Origin of the sequence: Metapseudomonas boanensis, from assembly GCF_018704125.1 — a bacterium.
Lineage (GTDB): Bacteria > Pseudomonadota > Gammaproteobacteria > Pseudomonadales > Pseudomonadaceae > Metapseudomonas > Metapseudomonas boanensis.
In genome coordinates, this window is the sequence record NZ_JAGTIS010000001.1 from 670,156 (window position 1) to 693,003 (window position 22,848).

Sequence of the window (22,848 nt, forward strand, 5' to 3'; positions counted from 1 at the left end):
TCGATGCAGGGCCGCTTCAGCCGAGGAGTTGCGCGGTCAGTGCCTTGAACTGGTTAAGATCGAGCGGCTTGGGAAGGCAGGCCAGGAGCGGCAGGCGACGGCTTTTAGCCCGGTCGGCGAGCTGATCCAGTTCGTCATCCGTGGCGCTGCTCAGAATGATGCCGTGGTGTATATGGCCGTGGCAGAAAAGCTCTTCCAACAGCTCCAAGCCGTACGAGTCTGGAAGTCGCTGGTCGCAGAGCAGCAAATCGAAGGGCGCCTGATGTTCTCGGCAGGCCTGGCGCGCCTCGTGGGCGTTCATGGCTTGCGTCAGGCGGATGTCCCCGGGCTGATTGAGCAGCATCTCGACGGCAATTAACTGAAAGGGATGGTCCTCGACCACGAGAACTTCCAGCTTGACCACACGATCGCTCTTGGCAGCGGGCATCTGCCTAACCCTCCAGCGATTGGGTGGGGCCGTTTTGCTCTTGGAGCCAGCGGACGAAGTCGTTGGCCGGCATCGGGCGGCCGAACAGGTAGCCCTGGCCCTGGGGATAACCGAGGGCGCGCAGATAATGGAGCTGGGACTCGTTTTCGATGCCCTCGGCGACCACATTCAAGTTGAGCGAACGCGCGAGCATCAGGGTACTGCTGAGAACGGCTTTGCTGCGGAGGTTATGGTCCATGGATTGGACGAACGATGCGTCCAATTTGATCTCGTTGCAGGGTATTTGGCAAAAGCGCTGGAGTGATGAGGTGCCGGTGCCGAAGTCGTCAATGGATACAGAGCATCCCATGAGGCGCAGCTTCAGCAGGTTTTCCAGGCCGGTGGCGGGCGCTTCGGCCAATCCGTTCTCGGTGATCTCTATATTCAGTGTCGAGGCTGGAAGGCCAAAGTAGTCCAAACGCTGCTTCAGGTGCGATGGCAGGTCAGGGTCATCCAACAGTCGGGGATTGAAGTTGATTGCCAGCGGCAACCTTCGGGTGGGCTCCTGCGACTGCACAAATGTGAGCACCGAGTCCAGCAAACGATACGTCAACGCTGGCATCTCGCCGCCGCGTTCAATCAAGGGCAGGAAACTGGAGGGGGCTAGTAGACCCAGGCCAGGGTGTCGCCAGCGCACCAAGACTTCTGCGCCAACCGGACTCAAGGTGTGCAGATCGACCTTCGGTTGGTAATAAGGCACGAATTGATCCTCGGCCAAGCCGCGCTTTGCTTCATTCAACGAGGGTATTCCGGCAGCGGGGACGGCTGGCGTTGGCACATGCCTAGCTTCGTATCGGCCGAGCATCCTGCGCAATCCGTCCAGTGCCAGTGGTTTTCCCAGATCGCCCAGAACCTGCACACCGAGCAGTTCGGCAAGCTGCCAAACTGAGTGGCGAAGATCAGGGGCCAGCTCACCAAGCAGGGCCACGGCACGGATTGCGCCTATTTCCGCTGCCTTGCATAGAAAGCTCAATCCGTCCATGCCCGGCTTCTGGATGTCGCAGAGGGCGATGTCGACGGATCCGTGCCGGGCCAGGCTGGCTAGCGCCGAATTACCATCAACCGCGCAAATCGGCTGAGGGTGGCCAAGGGCTCTCAACTGTTGCGCCGCGACCTGTAGCTGGAATGGATGGTCCTCCAGGACCAGGATGCGAAGCGATGACATGGAAGGTCATTCTGGGGCTAGGAAGTGGAGGGCGTATTCTCGGGGGCATCCTGATTTGGTGCAGTAGGGTGAATCTGACGGAGGAGTGCGAACGGTCTTTGCATTGTTCTTTCTGGTCCGATTTCTCGAGTGCAAGACTAACGGCAGAGCAGTACTTATCTCTCACGTCAGGATGTGGCTTGAGTCGTTAATGAAGGCACTCCTGTAGGCGTATCCCTAAGATTGGGTAGGGCTATTCCTGAAAGCGTCAGGCGGCGCCTCCGGGCACTCGACAGCGTCACCTGCATCTCTATCTTGGCAGGCTTCAATCGCGAGCCAAGGGAGAGCTGCCGTGAGCAAACTGGTCAATCTGGATGATTTTCTCGAGCAAGGAGGCGAAACCGTCAGCAAGATCGTGATCGTCGATGATCACCCTGTCATCCGGCTCGCCGTACGCCTGCTGCTGAATCGCGAGGGTTATGACGTCGTCGCGGAGACGGACAACGGTGTCGATGCCATTGCCTTGGCTCGGGAACACCTGCCGGATCTGGTAGTGCTGGACATCGGCATTCCAAAACTGGGTGGGCTGGATGTCATCTCGCGGCTGAGTTCTCTGGAAATGCCGGTGCGCGTTCTGGTGTTGACTGGGCAGAACCCTGCCCATTACGCCACCCGCTGCATGCAGTCCGGCGCTGCTGGTTTCGTCTGCAAGGAGGGTGATCTCGCGGAACTGACCTCCGCCGTCCGGGCCGTGCTTTCCGGCTACAGCTACTTTCCAAGCGATGTGATCAAGTCCGGTAAGCGCCAGATGGGACTGCCTAATGAGACGGATCTCATCGGAAGGCTGTCCGATCGAGAGCTGGTCGTTCTCAAGTTCCTCGCCAACGGCTATAGCAACAAGGAAATTGCCGAGGAAATGTTCATCAGCAACAAGACGGTCAGCACCTACAAGACGCGTTTGCTACTCAAGCTCAATGCTCGCACATTGATCGAGCTGGTGGAGTTCGCCAATCGCAACGCGTTGGCCTGACTAAGTCGATGCGTTATGCACACTTGATTGGAGGGCTGATCTGCTGTTTCTGCCTCTTCGGTACATCGTACGGCGCGGCTGGGGACATTTCACTGAAGCTGCTCGGTCGCTCCGATCTGCCCGACCTCTCGGTTCAGTTAGATGATTATGATTTCCAGTGGCTGCGCGGCAAGGGCGCGCTGCGAATAGGCGTCGTCGAACCGGACCTGCCCCCATTCGACATTACCGCCAGTGGTCAGCAGTATGAGGGGCTGACCGCCGACTATCTGCAGCTCATCAGTCGTGCATTGTCCCTGAGGCCCGAGATAGTGCGCTTTCCTGATCGCGAGTCTGCACGTAACGCGCTTCGCTCAGGGCGTATCGATGTACTCGGTAGCAGTCTCGAGGGGGATGCCGCCAGTCCCGGGCTAATCCAGACCGTGCCTTATGTTCAGCATCAGCCGGTCATGGTGATGCGCATCGACGACCGGCTTGCCGCTGGTGAACAGCGTGCTGGCATGCGCCTGGCCGTTTCAGAAGATGGAGCGAATCTCGATGAACTCCACCGGCTTTACCCGGATGCCGAGGTCATCGTGTATGGGTCTGTCCGCGCGGCCCTACAATCGGTGGCCTTCGATCGGAGTGACGTATTCATCGGTGACGCGATCACCGCCAACTATTTGATCAGCCAGGGCTATCTGGTGAGCGTGCGAATGACGAACTTCGCCGGATACGATGGCAAGGGTGTCAGCTTCTCGCTTGCAGCCGGCAACCATCGCCTCAAACGCATCCTTGATCTCACCATTGAGGCAATTCCCGAGGTTGAGCATGCAGGGATCCTGCGCCGATGGGGAGGAGCGACCAGCATGTCGCTGGAGGACGCGAGTTTGCAGCTCTCCAAGCGCGAGGTCGAATGGATTGAGCACAATGGACCTGCGCGCCTGGTGGTGGATAGCTCCTTCGCACCGTTGACCTTTTTCAATGCCGATAAACGCTTTCGCGGGATAGTCGCTGATTTGCTGGAACTGGTTCGTCTGCGGACCGGGCTGGAAGTTGAAGTGGTCGAAAGTGCCAGCCTGGTCGATATGCTTGGCAGTCTGCGCGAGGGCAGTAGTGACTTTTCCGCAACCTTGGTTTCCACGACCTCGCGCAGCGAGTTTCTCGCGGTAACACGCCCCTATTTCAGCAGCAGTACGGTGTTGGTCGTACGTAATGCGGACACGAATACCAGAAGCCTGGACCAGCTTCGGGGGCATGTTCTGGCTATTCCGAAGGGACACGCACTCGTCGAATTCCTGAGAGAGAAGCACCCGCAAATACGGCTGCTCGAGGTCGACACCGGAATCCAGGCGCTTTCCCGTGTGGCGGATGGCAGGGCGGATGCCGCGATACACTCGATGGTTTCTGCGACCTTTCTGATCAGTCGGTATTACCCGGAGAAGCTGCGCATCGCCGATACGATCGGTCGTGATCCTGCCCGATACGTGTTTTCCGTGGTGCGCGACAAGCCTGAACTGCAAAGTATCCTGGACAAGGCGCTGCTCTCCATCTCACCTGATGAGATCGGCAACATCGTCAATCGCTGGTACACGAGCGCCGAAGTAGCCGAGAGCACATGGGCCGAATACGAAACGCGCTTCTACTGGTTGGTCGTCGCCTGTGCGCTGCTGTCATTGCTGTTCGTCATATGGGCCTATCGCCTGCGTCGGCAGGTGGTTCGGCGGGAGCGCAATGCTCGCCACTTGAATGATCAGCTGGAGTTCAAGAGGGCGCTGATTGACGGCATTCCGTATCCGCTGCTGGTGCGTGACCTTGAGGGGCGAACAGTTACCTGCAACCTGAGTTTTGCCGAGGCTCTTGGCCTGCCGCGGGAGCGTTTGCTAGGCAAGACGCTGGGTGAGTTTTCTGGGCTGGGTGATGGGGCTCTGGCGCAACTGGGGGACCTCGATCGCAGGGCGCTGCTGGGCGGCACGGCGATGTTTGGTGACGGGGTACTGCAGGTCGGATCGCAGACTCGGCACGTCTCGTACTGGGCTATTCCTTATCGAACCTCGCAGCAGGATCCTCGTGGGCTCATTTGCGGCTGGGTCGATATCACCGAGCGCCATCGATTGATGGCGGAGCTGCAAAAGGCAAAGGACCAGGCTGAGTCCGCCAATGTGGCGAAGAGCCGATTCCTCGCCACCATGAGCCACGAGATACGTACGCCACTAAATGCCATTACCGGGATGCTCGAGTTGGCTCTGATGCGAGAGCGTGGTCTTGATCGGGAGGCGATCCTGGTGGCTCAGGAAGCAGCTCATTCCTTGCTGGCCTTGATCGGCGACATTCTCGATATCGCTAAGATTGAATCCGGGCGCATGGTGCTTGATCCCAAGGCAACTTCTCCAAGGGCAGTGGTCGAGTTCGTGGTTCGGGTTTTCGAAGGGCTGGCTCAGCAGAAGGGCCTGGAGCTGGACCTGTGGCTCGAGCACGACTGCAAGGATGATGTCTTGCTCGATCCGCTCTGCTTCAAGCAAATCCTCTCGAACCTGATCAGCAATGCCATCAAGTTCACCGAACGAGGTGGTGTCTCGGTGAGTTCCCACGTCGAGGCTCTGGACGAGCGGCGGGTAAGCTTGATCGTTGCAGTAGAAGACAGCGGTATCGGGATCTCACCGGAAGACCAGAAGCGCCTGTTCCAGCCATTCACCCAGTTAGCAGACGGTATGACTGCGGACCAGGGCGGTACCGGCCTCGGCCTGAGCATCTGTCGCAGGCTTGTGGAGATGATGAATGGTCGGCTGGTCCTGCACAGCACGCCAGGAGTCGGGACGCGAATTTCCGTTCAGCTCGAGCTCCCGCGGCTGAACCCGACATCCGCAGCTGTGCCTGCTGCGGAGTCCGAAGCGGCTAGCCAGAAACCGTTGCGGATACTGGTTGTCGATGACCATCCGGCCAACCGACTTCTGTTGCTCCAGCAACTGGAGTTTCTCGGCCATGTAACCGAGCAGGCCGGGAATGGCCAGGAAGCAGCACAGCGCTGGCAGCCCGGTGCATTCGATCTGGTGATCACCGACTGCAATATGCCTGTGAAGAACGGATATGAACTGGCTCGTCTGATTCGCGAACGTGAGACTCGGAGCGGTGTGACGCCTTGCCAGGTCGTAGGGTTGACCGCTAATGCGCAGCCAGAGGAGCGGGAGCGTTGTCGGGAAGCCGGAATGAATGACTGTCTGTTCAAACCGATTGGGCTGGACACGCTTCGCCGCTTCCTGCAGGACCATTCGCAGGCCGAGCTGCCGGATTTTCCGAAAGCAGAAAATTTCAGTATCGATCTGGCACTATTGGATAGCGTGACTGGTGGTTCGGCCGAGTTGGCCAGAACACTGCTCAGCGAACTGCATCGGACCAACGAAGCCGATGCTGCGTTGTTCGATGCACTATTGCTGGCCGGTGACTGGGCCGGGCTGGAGCAACTCGTTCACCGGATCAAAGGGGCTGTCCAGCTGATTGCGGCCCAGCCCCTGATCGATCTCTGCATCGGCTACAGCCAGGCACACACCCTGAATGCAGGAGAGGACGAGTTGCGGAGGCTGGGCGAGGCCGTTCGCGAAACGCTGGCGGCTCTGCAAGTGGCTCTCCTGGCGCGTCTCGAAATCTAAGTCAGTTACTTGCCTGCTCACTGCGCGAAGGATTTGGCATACCCCATCGTTGCTGCGTCTTATGGGCCAGGAAGGACACCAGCAAGGCCAATGCGGCTCCCAGGAGTGTGTTGTATAGACGCAATTCGGGCAGGTCCCAATCCTGCGCAAGGCTTTCGGCCAGCAATACGAAGCAGACGGTCGTCTGCACCACGAAAAGGCCATAGTGCTGGGCAATGAAAGCACGACTCAGGATGATCAGCGGCAGCATGAAGGCCACTAGCATGCCCGGGGTTTGAAGCCATTGCCCCAGCCCGATCAGCATCACTGCGCCGATCAGGCTGCCGCAACAACGCTGGATGCCGCGCACAAGGCTCATCGAGTGGTTCATCTGCAATGTACTCAGCACGGTTAGCGTCAACCAATAACCGCGCGGTAGGTCGGACAGGCTCACTGCAAGCCCGGCCATCGCTCCTGCCAGGCTGCAGGCCAGGGCGTGGATCAGCCATAGGCGTTGGGATTGGCGGTGGATATGTCGGCTCAAGACCTTGGTAAGGCCGCGCAGGCGAGGCAGCAATGGCCACAGTCGCAGGCCGTGGGAGGCGCGCAGGGTGAAAGCCAGGAGCATGACCAGCAGGCCACCGATTGCAAACAACGCCCCGACTGCCAGGCCGTTGTGCAGATTGCCGATGCCCGCCTGGCCCTGACCCAGGCAGAGGCAGGCAGCCAGGCCCGCCCCCAGTTTGCCGAATTCATTGCCCAGGCGTTGCAGTAGCGCGAGCAGCAGGCCGAACGTCGCGAAGGTCACCAGACTGAGGACAGGGTGGCTTGCAGACCAGTAGCCGATCCCGGCGCTAGTTGCTCCCAGGCTCGTCAGCAGCAGCATGCGCAACATCCCAAGGCGATGCAGGGGATTGGCCAGGGAGGCCTGAAAGGCGCCAGTGGCGACCCAGAGAAATCCGCTATGGCTGGTGAAAAGCCCTAGCAACAAGGGCAGTCCGCAGCCCATACCTGCGATCAAGGCAGCGCCCCAGGCCGGTGGGCCGGCATGCCAGTGCAGGCTTTGTCTGATCAGGTTTCTCATCAGCAATGACTTCCTACCGTAGCGGCTTGCATCAGAAAGGACTCGAGCGTCCGGTCATTTCCCGAGCCATTTCGGTAGCGTAGCTGTCGGTCATCCCGGCGATGAAATCGATCATCCGCACGAAGGACGTGTACAACGGCCAGCCTGGGTCGGGTGCATTGTTGCCGAGGAGGTCGAGAATCCGCTGGTGCTTGAACGAGGGCGTACGTCCACCATGCTGCTCCAATGCGGCTCCGCAGAAAGCGTTGAGGAGTACCTCCAGGGTCGTGTAGGCGCCGATCTCGTGGAGGGTCTTGCGTTTGTCCTGGAAGATCTTTTCGCGGGCGATGGCCTTGGCTTTGAGGACGCAGTGTTTTGCCGGGCCATGCATGTGCTCAACCAGGTCGCCCGGCAGGCTGCCGTCCAGAAGCGCGGACTGCTGCTCTACGAATGCACGTGCAGCGGCATTGGTCAGGTGTTCAATGGCCTTGCCGCGGAGGATTGCGAGCCTGCGCCGGCGCGAGTCCTTCGGGCCGAGCTGGCGGTAGGTCTCTGGCAGGTCGTCACCGACCAGACCGAGTAGCAGTGCCTCCACTTCCGCGTAGTCCAGCAGGCCCATCTCCAGGCCGTCCTCAAGGTCGATCAGGCCATAGCAGATGTCGTCAGCGGCCTCCATCAGATAGACCAGTGGATGCCGTGCCCAGCGTTGTTCGACGAGGCGCGGTAGGCCCAGCTTGTTGGCGATCTGCTCAAGCAGCGGGAGTTCGCTCTGGTAGCAGCCGAATTTGTGCTTCTTGTAGCCAAGGGCCTCAGCGTGACGGGAGGTCCAGGGGTACTTCAGGTAGGTGCCGAGCGTTGCGTAGGTAAGGCGCATTCCGCCGTCGAATTGGTGGTACTCCAACTGAGTGAGGACGCGCAACCCTTGCGCATTACCCTCGAAACTGAGGAAGTCGGCGCGCTCCGCCTCGCTCATGGCGTCGAGCCAGCCACGCCCGGCGGCCTGTTGGAACCAATGACGAATGGCATCCTCGCCGGAATGGCCGAAGGGCGGATTGCCGATGTCGTGGGCCAGGCAGGCGGATTGCACGATGACGCCGAGGTCTGACGGAGCGCACCAGTCCGGCAGTGTGTCGCGCAGGACTTCACCCACGCGCATCCCCAGCGAGCGACCTACGCAGCTGACCTCCAGCGAGTGGGTCAGGCGCGTGTGGATGTGGTCGTTGCTGGAGACCGGGTGGACCTGGGTCTTGCGGCCCAGGCGGCGAAAGGCGCCGGAGAAGATGATGCGGTCATGATCTTTGTGGAAGGGGCTGCGGCCCAGCTCATCGGTACTGTGCACCGGTTTGCCGAGACGTTCGCGAGTGAGCAGTGTCTGCCAGTCCAAGGCCGTTCCTCGCCGTTCAGTGGCTGAAGACCCTACTGTAACCCAAGCCCCGTGCGTGCAGCTCAGTCGGCTGCTAGGGCAGCTGCGTCAACATCCACCAACAGCAGGCGACGGCCGTCGTCGATGAATTGGCCCGCCGTCAGGCAGTACTGGTTGGTGGTGGCATCGCGATAGGTGCTTGATAGCATGAGGCGGCGCTCTTCCCAGCCTTCGGCAAGGAGTTGGTAGAAGTACGGGCGCCACGACCAATTGTGGCCCAGGTAGCGACTGTCCTCTCGCCACGTGTCTTTTTGCCAGTGCAGGTTGGGGGTCAACTGGGTGCCGTGCCTATCGCATTGGTAGACGCGCAACAGCCAGGGGTAGGCGGCTGGCGCGGCCAGGTCAGTGCTGGGGGCGTTGCACTCGGCCCAATGGCGTAGCATGCCCATCAGTTCATTGAGGCTCTTGCGCAGCGCCATGAGGTTGGCACGTTCGGCCAGCTTGCGTTGCACGTAGCGATCGCGCAGGTGCGCGAAGCGCTGGACGAAGGCATCGGCTGCGAAGAACTCCCGCTGCGGCCCCGCGAACAGGAAGCCCTGGACATAACGAGCGCCACATTCCAGGGCGAAATCAAGTTCGGCTTCTGTCTCAACCCCTTCGGCAATGATCCAGCAGCCGGTTTTCTCGGCCATTTGCGCTAGCGCTTTCACCACCTCACTGCTCGGGCCGCCGCGAGCAGCTGCTTGGAACAAGCGCATGTCGAGCTTGAGGATGTCCGGCCGCAGCGCCAGTACTCGATCCAGCTGGGAGTATCCGGCGCCGAAATCATCGATGGCGACTCTCGCTCCGGCTTCGCGATAACGTGAAACCACGTCGACCAGGCGCTGGATGTCGCCGCCCAGCTCGGTGATTTCAAACAGGATGCGCTGGGCGGAAATGCCACTGCGCTCAAGCTGCTGGAGGCTGGGAAGTTTTTGCCCGGGGCGCAGGCGGCTGATCCAGAGTGGGGAAATGTTCAGGCCCAGAAACCAGTCATCTGGCGCTAGGTGCAGGCGCTCCAAGGCATCGTCGCGTAGCTGTCGGTCTAGCCTGCGCAACGCCGAGGGCGAAAGCCTGGCCCCGCTGAACAAAGGGCCCACTGATTCCAGCCGGCCATCGGACTGGCGCAGCCGACCCAGGGCTTCTACGCCGGCGATGAGTCCCGTGGCGGTATCGATGAAGGGCTGGAAACAGGCCAATGGCTGCCCATCGATCACGTTGACTCCTTAGTGAATGGCAATGGCGAGCTGCAAGGGGAGCAGGGGAAAGTGCCCGGCAACGGGCCGCACTCCTGTAGCAAGAATGTGGCCAGTCGCCAGAGGCTTAAGCCTGGTCTAGTCCTGCCGACCCGTTGGTGCCTTGCTGAGGAGGGCTGCGAGCAAAGGAATCAGGGCGCCCCCCAGGCTCAGTCCTCGCTTCAGACTGCCTTTGCGTGCCGCCAGAAAGCCCAGAGCGGCCACGGCCGCCATGCCCCATAGCGGTGCATGGGGAAGGTCGAGCTTGTGGGTGAAGTCGCGAACCTGGCGTAGCGGCTGGGTCAGCTTCAACGACTCGTGGCGCAATTCCTGTCGATGCAACTCCAGGCGCAGCCGCACCAGAGCCTTGCGCATCTCGCGACGGGATGCGTTACGTGGCAGTTCCGGGATACTCATGGCAGCAGGCGCTCCCGGTCATTGGCCAACTCTTCCAGGGTTGCGCTGAACGGCGAGGATTCGTCGTCGACCGAAGCCTTCAGGCGCAGCCCGCAGTAGAGGGTGGCGATTGCAAAGACCAGGCAGAGGCCGACCAGTGCCTCCAGACGCCAGGTGTCCCAGGCCAACACCAGAACCAGTGCGGAAGCGCCAATCAGCAGCAACAGCGTGAAGATCAGCGTCAGGCCGGCAAACAGCAGTAATTTGACCGTGTTGGCCTTCTGTTCCTGCAGCTCGATGCCGAACAGCTCCACGTGGCCATGCAGCAAGCCAAGAAGCGCGCCGGATAAACGCCCTGGCGAGGGCGCGCGCCCCGTCGCCTGGGCGGATTCGGTACCTTCGCTCATGTTCAGCGCCGGGCGGCCAGCAGGCCGAGCAGAAAGCCAATTCCTGCCGATATCCCGATGCTTTGCCACGGGTGTTCCTGCACATAACCTTCGGTGGCGTCTACCGCAGCCTTGCCTCGTTCGCGCAGGGCGCCTTCCGCGTCACGCAGGGTTTCGCGCGCTCGTTTGAGGCTCTCGTGGATTTGCAGGCGCAGTTGGTCTGCCTGGTCGCCGGCGAGGCCGGCGGTATGTTGCAGGAGCTTCTCGGTATCGCTTACCAGGGCCTGGAATTCGGTCAGCAGGTCATCCTGGACTTGGTTTGTGGTCTTACGTTCCATGGCAAATCTCCTTGTAGGACTCAGGTTTATGAGTGTAGGAGTTTCGCCTGGGTTCACTTTGATTTTCGTCAGTTCAACTGGTACAGCGCTTGCATCGCCCTGGTGCGCGATTAGCTGAATGTGCGCTTGATTGGGGCGTTGGATGCGGCCTGAAAGCCGGAGCATTTTCAGTCTAGTCAATTGAAAAATATAGAAAAAAGCAGTTTTTAACTGTCGTTCCGCAAGTGATGCTGCACCAGTATGGCCAAGGCGGTGGAGGCTTTCTGGTGTGGTATTGCTTCAGGATGGTGCGTGAATGGCTCGATTCGAACTGCTTTGGTGCTTTTTTCCGCTGCCGGAGAAGTCTTCATCAATGGAAAACCTCAATAGTGCCGTAGCCACGCTGATGCATGGCTCCAACACTCTGTTCATCCTGATCGGCGCCGTGATGGTGCTGGCGATGCACGCCGGATTCGCCTTTCTCGAAGTCGGCACGGTTCGTCAGAAGAACCAGGTCAATGCGCTGTCGAAAATCCTCTCCGACTTTGCTGTATCGACGCTGGCCTATTTCTTTGTCGGTTACTGGATCGCCTACGGCGTAACCTTCCTCGAGCCTGCCTCGGTACTGAGCGCCGATCATGGCTATGCACTGGTCAAGTTCTTTTTCCTGCTCACATTCGCGGCGGCCATCCCGGCCATCATCTCGGGGGGGATCGCGGAACGCGCGAAGTTCTATCCGCAGCTCGGCGCCACCTTGCTGATCGTCGCGTTCGTCTATCCCTTCTTCGAGGGCATGATCTGGAACGGCAATTACGGGGTACAGGAATGGCTTACCGCCCAGTTCGGCGCGAACTTCCATGACTTTGCCGGTTCCGTGGTCGTGCATGCCGTTGGTGGCTGGTTGGCATTCGCAGCCGTCGTCCTCCTCGGTCACCGCAATGGTCGCTACCGCGAAGGGCGTCTGGTGGCCTTCGCGCCGTCGAACATCCCGTTTCTCGCGCTAGGCTCCTGGATCCTGATCGTGGGCTGGTTCGGCTTCAATGTGATGAGTGCCCAGACGCTGCAGGGCGTCAGTGGCCTGGTGGCGGTCAACTCGTTGATGGCGATGGTCGGGGGCACGGTGGCGGCCCTGGTGGTGGGGCGCAATGACCCGGGCTTCCTGCACAATGGCCCACTGGCTGGTTTGGTTGCGGTCTGTGCGGGTTCCGACCTGATGCACCCGGTGGGAGCGCTGGTCACGGGCGCAATTGCTGGGGGGTTGTTTGTTTGGGCGTTCACCGCCACTCAGGTGAAGTGGAAGCTTGACGATGTGCTGGGTGTCTGGCCTTTACATGGCCTGTGCGGTGTTTGGGGCGGCATCGCCTGCGGCATCTTCGGTCAGCAGGCTCTGGGTGGAATTGGCGGAGTAAGCCTGGCCAGCCAGCTTATTGGCACTGCGATGGGAGTGTTGGTGGCGCTGGTAGGCGGCTTTGCCGTATATGGCCTGCTCAAGGCGCTTGTTGGTATTCGCCTGAGCCAGGAGGAGGAGTACTACGGCGCGGACGTGTCGATCCACAAGATTGGTGCAACGTCTCAGGATTGAGGAGGTATGAGGCGAATGCGCGATCATTGATTCCGTGCTTCGCACCACACTTTAGCCATGAAAAGCCCGCCATACGGCGGGCGGCAAGTTTACCAGAGCGGCAGCACGTAGCTGACGATCAGGCGGTTTTCATCCAGGTCGTTGCCGAAGTTGGTCGAGCGAACCGTCGCGTTACGCCATTTGAGGCCGAGGTTCTTCATTGGGCCGTCCTGGAACACATAGGCGATGTCGGTGTTGCGCTCCCATTCCTTGCCTTCCGGCTTGGCGGCGCCGAGGTCGATGTTGTCCCCGGAGAGGTAGCGGGTCATGAAGGTCAGGCCGGGAATGCCGATGCTGGCGAAGTTGTAGTCGTAGCGGGCCTGCCAGGATTTCTCGTCCTTGTTGGCAAAGTCGCCGATCTGCACGTAGTTCACCAGGAATGGGTCGGTGCCGTTGATGTAGGCGTATCCGGTGTCGCCGCTCATGCTCTGGTAGCCGAGACCGAAGGCATGGCCACCGAGGGCGTAGGTGAACATGGCGCCGAAGGCCTTGTTGTCGATGTTGCTGGTGCCTTCGTCGGTGGAGCGCGCGTAGCGCAGATCGCTCTTCAGCGATTGTTTGTCGCCCAGCGGCAGGGTGTGCAGGACGGTGAAGATGTGCTGCTTGTAGAACTCGTCCAGATTGCCGTAGTTGTAGCCAGTGGCCAGGCTGTCGCTCCACTTGTAGGTGGCGCCGGCGAAGTTGAATTCATCGCTGGTCTGTCCGCCTCGGACGGTGATGCCCCGGGCCCCGCCGTTGGTGGTGGTCATGTCCTCGTAGTTCGAGGAATCGCGCTGATTGACCTGCTTGAGCTGGCCGGCATCGACAGTCAGGCCATCGATCTCCATGGAGTTCAGATGACCGCCCTGGAAGGTCTGGGGCAGGAGGCGCGAGTCGTTGTACTGCACGGTGGGCACTTTGGGCAGCAGGGTGCCGACCTTCAGGACGCTCTTGGAGGCGCGCAGCTTGGCGGTGACGCCGACTTCTCCGTACTCGTCCTGGGCGCGCTTGGGCGCTTCGTTGTCGCGCTGGAGCAGCCCTGTGCCGGCACGGTCCGGGCTGGAGTCGAGCTTGACGCCGAGCAGGCCTATGGCATCGACGCCTAAGCCCACGGTGCCCTCGGTGAAGCCGGATTCGTAGCGCAGGAGAAAGCCCTGGGCCCATTCCTCGGCCTTGGACTGGGAGGCGTTGTCCTGACGGAAGTCGCGGTTGAAGTAGAAGTTGCGCAGTTCCAGGCTCGTTTTGCTGTCCTTGATGAACTCGGCCTGGGCAATGGTCGGAAGGGTGAGGCTGGCCCCAAGCGTGGCCAGCGCCACGGCTTGGGAGAGCGACGTCTTGCTCATTCTTATTAGATCCTCGTGGTTGTAGGTCGGTCGGGTCGTCCTGTTACAACGAGGTGACTAAATCATTTCGTTTCCCATTTTTCCCTTAGACCATCGTCTGCCAGTCACTCAACCCAGTTCGGGTAATAGCCGAGCTTGTCGTGCACTTTCGCATCATGTGCCGGGACTACGGTCAGCTTGGGTTCGCGTTGCAGCAGCTCATGGACTTTCCGCAGCTGTGCGTGGGTGGCTTCGCGGTCATTGTCGACCATCAGGCGGCTGAGCCAGAACTTCTCATGGGGGCCGGTGAAGCCTTCCAGGCGCCAGCTGGTATCGCCGCTGAAAAAGAAACGGCGGCCGTCGTCCAGCGTCAGGAACAGGCCGACCGAGCCAGGCGTATGACCGCTGAGCGGCACCAGCACAAGACTGCGGTCGCCGAACAAGTCGAGGCTCTCTTCAAAGCCCATGAAAGGGGCCGGCAGGAAAGTGAACGGATGCCACTTCACCGGGTGCGCAAACTGACTGGGCAACACAGCCGGCGGGGCTGAAATCTGGGCAAACTCGATCTCTTCGTAGGGCGCCCAGATCGGCACTTCCGGGAAGTCCACCAGGGCCGAAGCATGGTCCCAGTGGGCATGGCTGAGCAGGATACGGTCGATGCGGATGCCATTCCGGTCCAGTTGGTCGCGTGCCGGGCTGACCTGGCCGTATTGCAGCAGGGGTTTGTCCCACCAGGGCATTTCGCTGTCGAACTGTTGGTCTACCTGGCGCCCGAGTCCGGTATCGAACAACAAAGTGGCGGCATGGTGCTCGATGAGCACGGCAACATGGTTGGCCGTAGCCTTTTTCGTCCAGCTGCCGCCGGAGACCGTGAAGGCGTCCAGCGCCTCAGTCTCCGAGGTTTTGACGAGGGCGAAGCGCAAGCCGGCGGCGTCGGCCGCAAGGCTGCAGAGACCGAGGAGGACAAGCATGAGCATGGAAGACGGGCGCATGAGTCAGAGTCCTTGTGGCAGGAAAGGTGAGGGCTGTGCGGAGTCGAATGCCAGCGGCAGCCGGCCGCGACGCAGGCGCCAGCGCCCCGGCCTCAGGGCTATCAGGCGTTCCGCGCCTGGTAGGGTCGGCAGGCCGAGTGATTCGCCTGGCCAGTGAATCGTCGCGTGGGCCTCCACCTGCAACAGGTCGCCCGTAGTGAAGTCCACCCAGAGCAGGCCGCAACGTGGCTCAAGTAGCAGGTTGCCGAGGGTGTTGAACATCAGGTTGCCGCTGTAGTCGGGTAACCACAGCTGTCCATCGTTCGACAGCCTGACAAAACCGGCCGGGCCACCGCGGTGGGAGACATCCACTCCGCCGACGAGGGGGTCGCTGTGCTGGCTCGCGATGAAGAGGGTGTCGCTGCGGCTGACCAGGTCCAGCCAGCGCTGGTCGAGGCCTTTGCCTTGTTCCTTCGGGCCCGACGATCGCTGCTCGGGACGCCATTCGCGCGCCTGGATGTACTTGGGGCAGTTGCCGAAGGACTGGTGCACGGCGACGGTGAAGCCGCCATCATCATTCTCCACTACCGGACCGTTCATGCGATTGCGGCGCCGAGTTGGCAGTTCGAGACCGAGCAGGCCAAGCCGGCTATCGGGTTCAAGGTTTCCATCCAGAGGGTCATCAGCTTCAGGGCGGGCGTTGATCCTGAGCAAGGTGGCTTCAGGCGACCGAACGAATCCTGGCGCGCCCCACAGCACCGAGGCATGGGGCTGGCCGGATTCGTCCACGCTGCCAACCAGCAGCCAGGGCAGCAGGCCGAAGAATTCTCGGTGTTGTTCCAGCATGTGATCACGTATCACCCGGCTACCGAAATCCTCGACTTTTTCACGTACGCCCGAGCGAGCTTGCAGGGAATGTTCGCCGGGATGAAATGGGCTATTCATGGTGGGCTCCATGCCGCTCAGCGGCCGGGTAGCTCAAGGTAGCCAGGCAGGGCGCGAATGCGGGCGAACCAGGCGTTCAGATGGGCGTAAGGCGTCAGGTCCAGGCCGCCTTCATTGGCCATGGCCAGGTAGGGGTAGACGGCAACGTCTGCAATGCTCGGATGTTCGCTGCCTACCAACCAAGTCTTACTCTGGAGATGGCTGTCGACCAGTTCCAACACGCGGCGCCCGCGTTCCTGTGCTGCGGCGAGGTCGACTGTCCGGCCGAACTTCAGGCCAACCCGCGCCAGGGCAGGGCCATGGTGAACTTCGTTTGCGGTAAAACTGAGCCAGTTAGCGATTTGGCCTTGGGTCAGGGCATCCAGCGGGTACCAGGTTGTATCGGCATAGCGTCGTGCCAAATAGACAAGGATCGCCTGGGAGTCGCCAAGAGATTCGCCATCGTCGACCAGCACCGGCACCTGTCCACGAGGGTTGAGCGCGAGGAACGGCGGTTGCTTGTGGGCGCCTGCCATCAGGTCGACTGGCAGCAGTTCGCAGGGGCTACCGATCAGGCTAATGAAGAGTCGGACTTTGTAGCAGTTTCCGGAGAGATGGAAGTCATGGAGCTGCATGGCGGGTTCCCTGCGTGGTTGTTGTGGATTAGATAATAGACAGACAGATCTGTCTATTTCAAGCAACAATGAACACTTCATGGCCAACCGCTTTGAGCCAAGCGTGGTGGATGCGCATAATGCGCCGGTCAGGAGGCAGCAGATGACATCGAGCAAACGCGATCAACTGGTCAATACCGCCCTCGAACTCTTCTATCGGGAGGGTTTCCATGCGACCGGGATCGACCGCATCCTGGCTGAATCCGGGGTGGCGAAAATGACCTTGTACAAGCATTTCAAATCCAAGGACGAGCTGATCCTTGCCGCGCTGGATTCGCGAATGCGACCAGCTGCCGAGCAAATGGCCAAGGCACTCGAACGCCTGCCGCCGCGCGACGCCATCCTGCGCGTGTTCGACGGGTTGCATGCATTACTGAACGAGAAAGAGTTCTTCGGCTGCGCCTTCATCAACGCCGCAGCGGAGTTCCATGAGCGCGACCACCCGATCCACCGTCTTGCTGCCACGCACAAGGCCAACGTGCTGGCGCACTTCCGCACCGCATTGGAGCGCTTGCAGGCGTCAGATCCCGAGCGGCTAGCCAGGCAAATTCAGTACTTGATGGAAGGAGCGATCAGCATCGCCCATATCCAGGGGCCGGGCAGCCAGGCGATGGAGGCCAGGGCCGCCGTCGATACCTTGCTGCGCGCCGAGGGGCTCTGATCAGTCCTGGCCCGCCAGAAGTCTGGACTCACCTGCCTCGATGGCCGCCAGCGTCCCCGAAATCAGCACTGCATCTCCCACCATCAAGCTCAGGCTGTGCGCCAGCGGAACCTCCTGGCCATCCCGACGCACACCCTGAAGTTCCAGTTCCAGATCCTCCAGCGCCAGTTCCTCAAGCGTCCGACCGCAAGCGAATGCATCCTCATTGAGGTTGACCGCATGCAACAGGCGCCTCGGTTGCTCGCCGGCATCGAGGAGGTTGGCCTGGGCGCCATGGTAGTAACCATGTAGAAGCCGATAGCGGTTGCGACGAACTTCATCCAGATGCGTTTTCACCCGGCCGTGGGACAGACCCAGTAGAAGCAGGGCGTGGGAGGCGAGCATCAGGCTGGATTCCAGCACTTCGGGGACCACTTCGCTGGCGCCGGCCTGCTGAAGCTCCTCGAGTCGGCTATCGTCCCGGGTTCGAACCAGAATCGGCAGTGACTCGTGAAGGTGGCGTGCCTGCTCGACGATGCTCAAGGCAGAGTCCGTATCGTTCACGGCCACCACCAGCAGCTTGGCGCGTGCGGTACCCACGGCTTCAAGCAGGTCAGCGCGGCGCGAGTCACCGAAGTGCACATTGCTTTCGCCTGCAGTGGCCTCTTGCACCCTGACCGGATCGTCGTCGAGCGCGACGAAGGGAATTTCCTCACGGCGCAGAATACGTCCGATCGACTGGCCAACCCGGCCGTAGCCGCAGATCACCACATGATGCTCGAGGCTGGCGCTACTCGCGGCGACATCATCTACCCGATAATGCTCTCGATTTTTACGCCGCAAGTGGGCTGCCAGACGTGGTGCACTGCGCAGCAGCAGCGGCGTGATAGCCATGGAGCAAAAGGTCGCGGTCAGCAGGAGGCTACCAATCGAGCCGGCCAGCAGCGAACTCTTTTGCGCCTGGGCCACCAGGGCGAAGCAGAACTCACCGCCTTGGGCCAGGGCGAGACCTGTACGCCAAGCGCCTTCGAAGTCATCGCCTCGCAGCTTGGCCAGCAGCGCCACCACCGTACCCTTGATCGTCAGCAGCAGTAGAGTCAGGCCGAGAATCAGCCAGCCCTCGTCGACGAACTGCCGCAGGTCGATCAGCATGCCGACGCTGACGAAAAAGAGGCCCAGCAGAATGTCGCGGAATGGTCGGATATCTGCCTCGATCTGATGGCGGTAATGGCTTTCACCGAGCAACATGCCCGCGAGGAAGGCGCCCAAGGCCATCGATAGACCCAAAAGGTGGGTGAGCCAGGCGGTCAGCAGCACGATGACCAGTGCCAGCATCACGAAGAGCTCGGCGGAATGGGCCTGAGCGACCTCATGGAACAGGCGTGGCAGCAGCCAGCGACTGACAACCAGCAAGCCGGCGAACAACAAGCCGGTCTTGGCCAGCGTGATCGGCAATGCCCAGTACCACGGTTGCTCGCCCTGGCCGGCGAGGGCGGGCAACATGGTCAGTAGTAGCACGGCTACGAGATCCTGGAAGATCAGCACGCCAATCGCATTCTGGCCGTGAGTCGAGAACACCTCACCGAGGCTGCTCAGTTCCTTGCCAACGATAGCAGTGGAGGAAAGCGCGAGGCTCGCGCCCAGCATGACAGCCGCAATTGGCCCGAGACCCAGCCAGAGCATCAGGCCGGCGAGTGGGATGCCACAGCAGATCACCTGCAAACTGCCCAGGCCGAATACCACACGGCGCAAGGCAATCATTCTGGCCAGTGAGAATTCCAGGCCCAAGGTAAAGAGCAGGAACACCACGCCCATCTCCGCCAGCTGCGGCAGATTCTGATCGTAGTTCACCCAGTTCAGGGCCGAGGGACCCAGCATCAGGCCAACGCAGAGGTAACCGAGCACCGGTGGCAGGCTCATGCGGCGGAAGAGGGCGATGACCAGCAGCGAAGCCGCCAGGATGATCAGCAGGTTGGCAGACAAAGCGATAACTCCCTTCGCATCGCGATGGTGGGTTGAGCTATTTATAGTGCCAGCCTGCCAAGGCGTGCGCTGCAAAGGCTTGCGCTAGCGCAGTAGTGTGGCCATGAATGGGGGGCGTAATACTCTCGACGCGCGGGTTACCCGACCGGCTGTAGCCCCTGCCGGACAAGGCCTCGCAGCGATCCAGATGGCGCATCGTGCTAGACTTTTCTCCTCGCAGGTCTTCGAGATAGGTTTCCATGCTTCCTGAATGCCAACTCTTCGGCACCCTTGGCTGTCACTTGTGTGAGGTCGCTGAAGGTGTGCTCATGCCATTCGTAGAGCGTGGCCTGTTGGTTGAGCTGGTGGATATCGCTGAGCGTGAGGAGTGGGTCGACCTATACGGCATGCGTATCCCGGTGCTGCGTCGTTGCGACAGTGGCGCGGAAATGGGCTGGCCTTTCGATGCTTGCCAGATAGCCGCCTTCCTTTCCAGCTGAGTAGGTCATTGACCAGCTTCCCGAAGGGGAGGGGGCACCATCAAAAATCGCAGGCAATAAAAAACCCGCCTTTTAGGCGGGTTTTTCGGGATTTGGTCGGAGCGACTGGATTCGAACCAGCGACCTTCTCGTCCCGAACGAGACGCGCTACCAAGCTGCGCTACGCTCCGTTGTGTGCCGCGCATTCTACAGAAAACTTTATGGTGTACAAGGGGTTAGCTGAAATTTTTTTAAGCTGCCGCTTGATGTGGAGCGTTGCAATGTTTCAGCGCGGTCTGGACCGCATGGTTAGCGGGCGGGCGAGGGTGGGACGGTTGGGGAGGCCCGCCCCTCGGCATGGGCGGGGCGGGCTCGAGGGTCAGAGTTCCTTGATGGTACGTACCTGATCCTTGTTCACCTTGGCTTGCTTACCGTCGAGTTCTTCGAACTCGTAGAAGCCTGTGTCTTCGTCATAGTCGGGTTTGTCCACGGCCTGAAACTCGCGCCCGTCATTCAGGGTGATCACGGTTGGCGAAGAGCAGCCAGCCAGAGTGAAAAAGCCCAGTGCGAGCAGGAAGGCGGGAACTGTCCGCTGGTTCATCGTCAATCTCCTTGAGGATTACGCTAGGTGTACGAGCGTTCTGACGTGAATCTTCCTGGCAAGTTCCGGAAATAATACGGGCTGTATCTGGGCGCGCGTGGAAATGCTTGGCGTGCCGAAGATCCTGTAAGGACAGCTGTGCCCTGCTGCGCCTTCAGTGCTGCGCTTGGGTAGCGTCGAGCAATTCCGGCGTATTCAGATTGGCCAGTCGTGGGTCATTGGGAGGGCAGTAGACTGCCACGGGGTCGAGCTGGCGCAGGACGCGTTGGGGGCTTCGCTCACCCGCTTGCCAGGCACGTTCGATCCGCGGCAGCAAGGATCGTGGCAGGACGCTGAACAGCGGCTCCCAGAAGTCACCCTGGCGCAGCATGACCGGCCGCTCCCCCGCCGCGTTCAGCAGTGCGTCCAGGAGCTCTCGATCGAGCAAAGGGGCGTCGCAGGGCAATATCAGGAGGTGGTCATGACGGGCGGCGGCCAAACCAGCGCGTATTCCCGCCAGTGGGCCGGGGAAGTCCGGGCTGTCATCCTGCACCAATTGATCCGCCCAAGCACAGTAGCGGTCGGCGTTGCGATTGCAGGAGATGATCAGGTCATCGGTGAGTGGCCGCACGCGCTCATGCAGCCAGGCAATCAGCGGCCGGCCTTGCCACTCGATCAGGCCCTTGTCGCGGCCACCCATGCGCTGCCCGCGTCCGCCGGAAAGCAACAGGATTGAGCAGGGCGGAAAAGGCGTGTCGGACATGGCAGTTCTCCAGTGCGGGGCTGTGATATAACACCGGCCATTCACTCTAACAACTGGAAGCCAGCCATGAGTCACAAGGCCGAGGCGGTGTTCGTGCCGCTGAATATTGCTGTTCTCACCGTTAGCGATACCCGCACCCTGGAAACCGATACCTCCGGACAACTGTTCGTCGATCGTCTGACCGCCGCGGGCCACAACCTGGCGGCCCGGGTGCTGTTGAAGGACGATCTATACAAGATCCGCGCCCAGGTAGCGACCTGGATCGCCGATGACAGTGTGCAGGTGGTGCTGATTACCGGCGGTACGGGGTTTACCGGTCGTGATAGTACGCCGGAAGCGGTGACCTGCCTGCTGGATAAACAGGTGGAAGGTTTCGGCGAATACTTCCGGCAGATTTCCGTGGCTGACATCGGCACTTCGACCATGCAATCCCGCGCCCTGGCGGGGCTGGCAAACGGCACCCTGGTGTGCTGCCTGCCGGGCTCCACCAACGCCTGTCGCACCGCCTGGGACGGCATCCTGGGTGAACAGCTGGACAACCGTCATCGCCCCTGCAACTTCGTGCCGCACCTGAAGCAGGTTGGGGCGTGCGAGAGCCGCGGATGAATGGCTGTGACCATCCCGGCCTGCTGCCGGTAGAGGAGGCACTTGCCCGTCTGCTGGCGCTGGCGGAGTCCGCCCCAATTGCAGGCGATGAGCAAGTGGTCCTCGCCGAGGCTGATGGTCGCGTCCTCGCTGTGCCCCTGGTGGCCGGGCTTGACCTGCCGCCCTGGGCCAACAGCGCGATGGACGGTTATGCCCTGCGCCTGGCGGACTGGACTGGCGAGCCCCTGGTCGTGAGTCAGCGGATTCTGGCCGGCAGCGCGCCGCAGCCGCTACAACCGGGCACCTGCGCGCGCATCTTTACCGGTGCACCCCTACCCGAAGGGGCCGACACAGTGGAGATGCAGGAGAACGCTGATGTCGAGTCCGATGGCCGAGTGGCCTTCAGTGAGCCGCTGAGGCAAGGCCAGAACGTCCGCCCCCAAGGGCAGGAGACGCGCCGGGGCGAAACGGTACTGCCAGCCGGCACTCGCATGGGCCCGATCGAGATGGGGCTTGCCGCATCCCTCGGTGCAGCTGAGCTGACTGTGCGACGCCGGCCTCGGGTGGCCGTTGTGTCTACGGGGGATGAGTTGGTGCCGCCGGGCCAGCCGCTGGGGCCGGGACAGATTTATAACAGCAACCGCGCCCTGCTGATTGCCTGGTTGAAGCGCCTGGGTTGCGCCGTGGTGGATGCCGGTATCCTCGCCGACGACCTGGAGCTGACGCGTGCCGCGTTGACGGGGTTGTCGGATGTGGACTTGATTCTTTCTACGGGCGGCGTTTCCGTCGGCGAGGCGGACTTTCTCGGCCATGCATTGCGTGAGGAGGGCGAACTGGCTCTCTGGAAGCTGGCGATCAAACCAGGAAAACCGCTGACCTTTGGGCATTTTCGTGGTGTACCGGTGATTGGCTTACCCGGGAACCCAGCCTCGACGCTGGTGACCTTCGGATTGCTGGCGCGGCCTTACCTGCTGCGTCGTCTTGGGGTTCAGGAGGTCGAGCCGCTGGGCTTCACGGTGGCCGCCGGTTTCGTCTGGAAGAAGCCGGGCAATCGTCGCGAATACTTGCGTGCGCGCCTGGAGCATGGTCGCGCGGTCATTTACCCGAACCAGAGTTCAGGCGTGCTGCGCAGCGCGGCCTGGGCTGAGGGGCTTGTGGAGGTGCTGGAGGGCACCACGCTGGCTGAGGGTGACAGCGTGCGTTTTATTCCGCTGAGCGAAATTCAGGCGTAGCACTGGGGCTAGCATGCACTAACCCTGTGGGGGAATTCACTCGCCCAGCGTGCCATTGGCCTGCCCTTCAAGGGC

General features: G+C 60.9%; 22 protein-coding genes and 1 tRNA gene. 7 read left to right on the forward strand and 16 right to left on the reverse strand.

What is annotated here, in order from left to right:
• Positions 1–16: 16 nt before the first annotated feature.
• The gene (locus J7302_RS03150; protein WP_349814418.1) at positions 17–403 is read right to left on the reverse strand and encodes a response regulator; all 387 of its coding nucleotides are present in this window, start codon (positions 401–403) and stop codon (positions 17–19) included.
• Positions 404–431: 28 nt separating this feature from the next.
• Positions 432–1,631, reverse strand: coding sequence for an EAL domain-containing response regulator (locus tag J7302_RS03155; protein WP_215370073.1), 1,200 nt, complete (start codon positions 1,629–1,631; stop codon positions 432–434).
• Positions 1,632–1,971: 340 nt separating this feature from the next.
• Here J7302_RS03155 and J7302_RS03160 point away from each other — a divergent pair, with 340 nt between their 5' ends.
• Together J7302_RS03160 and J7302_RS03165 are read left to right on the forward strand one after the other, a co-directional pair.
• The gene (locus tag J7302_RS03160) at positions 1,972–2,640 is read left to right on the forward strand and encodes a response regulator transcription factor (RefSeq protein ID WP_251701861.1); all 669 of its coding nucleotides are present in this window, start codon (positions 1,972–1,974) and stop codon (positions 2,638–2,640) included.
• Between the two features lie 8 nt (positions 2,641–2,648).
• Positions 2,649–6,263: an ATP-binding protein gene (locus J7302_RS03165; protein WP_215370080.1), complete on the forward strand. Its 3,615-nt coding sequence runs from the start codon at positions 2,649–2,651 to the stop codon at positions 6,261–6,263.
• A gap of 1 nt (position 6,264) precedes the next feature.
• On the opposite strand, the gene J7302_RS03170 is transcribed toward J7302_RS03165, so the two are convergent.
• The 6 genes from J7302_RS03170 to J7302_RS03195 form a co-directional block, all read right to left on the reverse strand.
• Positions 6,265–7,326, reverse strand: coding sequence for an FUSC family protein (locus J7302_RS03170; RefSeq protein ID WP_215370083.1), 1,062 nt, complete (start codon positions 7,324–7,326; stop codon positions 6,265–6,267).
• Positions 7,327–7,357: 31 nt separating this feature from the next.
• Positions 7,358–8,689 (reverse strand): deoxyguanosinetriphosphate triphosphohydrolase, encoded by a 1,332-nt coding sequence (locus J7302_RS03175; protein WP_215370085.1) that lies wholly within the window; start codon positions 8,687–8,689, stop codon positions 7,358–7,360.
• A gap of 62 nt (positions 8,690–8,751) precedes the next feature.
• Positions 8,752–9,924, reverse strand: coding sequence for an EAL domain-containing protein (locus J7302_RS03180; protein ID WP_215370088.1), 1,173 nt, complete (start codon positions 9,922–9,924; stop codon positions 8,752–8,754).
• Between the two features lie 117 nt (positions 9,925–10,041).
• The gene (locus J7302_RS03185) at positions 10,042–10,359 is read right to left on the reverse strand and encodes a hypothetical protein (RefSeq protein ID WP_215370091.1); all 318 of its coding nucleotides are present in this window, start codon (positions 10,357–10,359) and stop codon (positions 10,042–10,044) included.
• The gene (locus J7302_RS03190; protein WP_215370094.1) at positions 10,356–10,745 is read right to left on the reverse strand and encodes a phage holin family protein; all 390 of its coding nucleotides are present in this window, start codon (positions 10,743–10,745) and stop codon (positions 10,356–10,358) included. The genes J7302_RS03185 and J7302_RS03190 overlap by 4 nt, the downstream gene beginning before the upstream one ends.
• A gap of 2 nt (positions 10,746–10,747) precedes the next feature.
• Positions 10,748–11,062 (reverse strand): DUF883 family protein, encoded by a 315-nt coding sequence (locus J7302_RS03195; protein WP_215370098.1) that lies wholly within the window; start codon positions 11,060–11,062, stop codon positions 10,748–10,750.
• Between the two features lie 352 nt (positions 11,063–11,414).
• Between J7302_RS03195 and J7302_RS03200 the strand changes: the two genes are divergently transcribed.
• Positions 11,415–12,623: an ammonium transporter gene (locus J7302_RS03200; protein WP_215370101.1), complete on the forward strand. Its 1,209-nt coding sequence runs from the start codon at positions 11,415–11,417 to the stop codon at positions 12,621–12,623.
• 89 nt (positions 12,624–12,712) lie between these two features.
• Here J7302_RS03200 and J7302_RS03205 read toward each other — a convergent pair whose 3' ends face one another.
• The 4 genes from J7302_RS03205 to J7302_RS03220 form a co-directional block, all read right to left on the reverse strand.
• Entirely contained in the window at positions 12,713–13,984 is a 1,272-nt protein-coding gene (locus J7302_RS03205; RefSeq protein WP_215370104.1) for an OprD family porin, read from the reverse strand.
• Between the two features lie 104 nt (positions 13,985–14,088).
• A complete protein-coding gene (locus J7302_RS03210) occupies positions 14,089–14,955 on the reverse strand; it encodes an MBL fold metallo-hydrolase (protein ID WP_215370107.1) in 867 nt (288 codons plus the stop codon).
• Between the two features lie 3 nt (positions 14,956–14,958).
• On the reverse strand, positions 14,959–15,879 hold the full coding sequence (locus J7302_RS03215) for a pyridoxamine 5'-phosphate oxidase family protein (protein ID WP_215370110.1): 921 nt from the start codon (positions 15,877–15,879) through the stop codon (positions 14,959–14,961).
• A 17-nt stretch (positions 15,880–15,896) separates the two neighbouring features.
• The gene (locus J7302_RS03220; protein ID WP_215370113.1) at positions 15,897–16,493 is read right to left on the reverse strand and encodes a glutathione S-transferase family protein; all 597 of its coding nucleotides are present in this window, start codon (positions 16,491–16,493) and stop codon (positions 15,897–15,899) included.
• 142 nt (positions 16,494–16,635) lie between these two features.
• Between J7302_RS03220 and J7302_RS03225 the strand changes: the two genes are divergently transcribed.
• Positions 16,636–17,193, forward strand: coding sequence for a TetR/AcrR family transcriptional regulator (locus tag J7302_RS03225; protein WP_215370776.1), 558 nt, complete (start codon positions 16,636–16,638; stop codon positions 17,191–17,193).
• Here J7302_RS03225 and J7302_RS03230 read toward each other — a convergent pair whose 3' ends face one another.
• Positions 17,194–19,155, reverse strand: a complete 1,962-nt coding sequence (locus tag J7302_RS03230; RefSeq protein WP_215370116.1) for a cation:proton antiporter — start codon at positions 19,153–19,155, stop codon at positions 17,194–17,196.
• 239 nt (positions 19,156–19,394) lie between these two features.
• Here J7302_RS03230 and J7302_RS03235 point away from each other — a divergent pair, with 239 nt between their 5' ends.
• The gene (locus J7302_RS03235; protein ID WP_215370119.1) at positions 19,395–19,634 is read left to right on the forward strand and encodes a glutaredoxin family protein; all 240 of its coding nucleotides are present in this window, start codon (positions 19,395–19,397) and stop codon (positions 19,632–19,634) included.
• 93 nt (positions 19,635–19,727) lie between these two features.
• On the opposite strand, the gene J7302_RS03240 is transcribed toward J7302_RS03235, so the two are convergent.
• The 3 genes from J7302_RS03240 to mobA all read right to left on the reverse strand — a co-directional run bounded on the left by J7302_RS03240 (position 19,728) and on the right by mobA (position 20,956).
• Positions 19,728–19,804 (reverse strand) — tRNA-Pro (locus tag J7302_RS03240).
• Positions 19,805–19,992: 188 nt separating this feature from the next.
• A complete protein-coding gene (locus J7302_RS03245) occupies positions 19,993–20,214 on the reverse strand; it encodes a YgdI/YgdR family lipoprotein (RefSeq protein WP_215370122.1) in 222 nt (73 codons plus the stop codon).
• A gap of 154 nt (positions 20,215–20,368) precedes the next feature.
• A complete protein-coding gene (gene mobA, locus J7302_RS03250; RefSeq protein ID WP_215370125.1) occupies positions 20,369–20,956 on the reverse strand; it encodes a molybdenum cofactor guanylyltransferase MobA in 588 nt (195 codons plus the stop codon).
• Between the two features lie 66 nt (positions 20,957–21,022).
• Between mobA and moaB the strand changes: the two genes are divergently transcribed.
• Together moaB and J7302_RS03260 are read left to right on the forward strand one after the other, a co-directional pair.
• Positions 21,023–21,562 (forward strand): molybdenum cofactor biosynthesis protein B, encoded by a 540-nt coding sequence (gene moaB / locus J7302_RS03255; protein WP_215370128.1) that lies wholly within the window; start codon positions 21,023–21,025, stop codon positions 21,560–21,562.
• Positions 21,559–22,773, forward strand: a complete 1,215-nt coding sequence (locus tag J7302_RS03260; RefSeq protein ID WP_215370131.1) for a molybdopterin molybdotransferase MoeA — start codon at positions 21,559–21,561, stop codon at positions 22,771–22,773. The genes moaB and J7302_RS03260 overlap by 4 nt, the downstream gene beginning before the upstream one ends.
• The last annotated feature ends 75 nt before the right edge of the window (positions 22,774–22,848 follow it).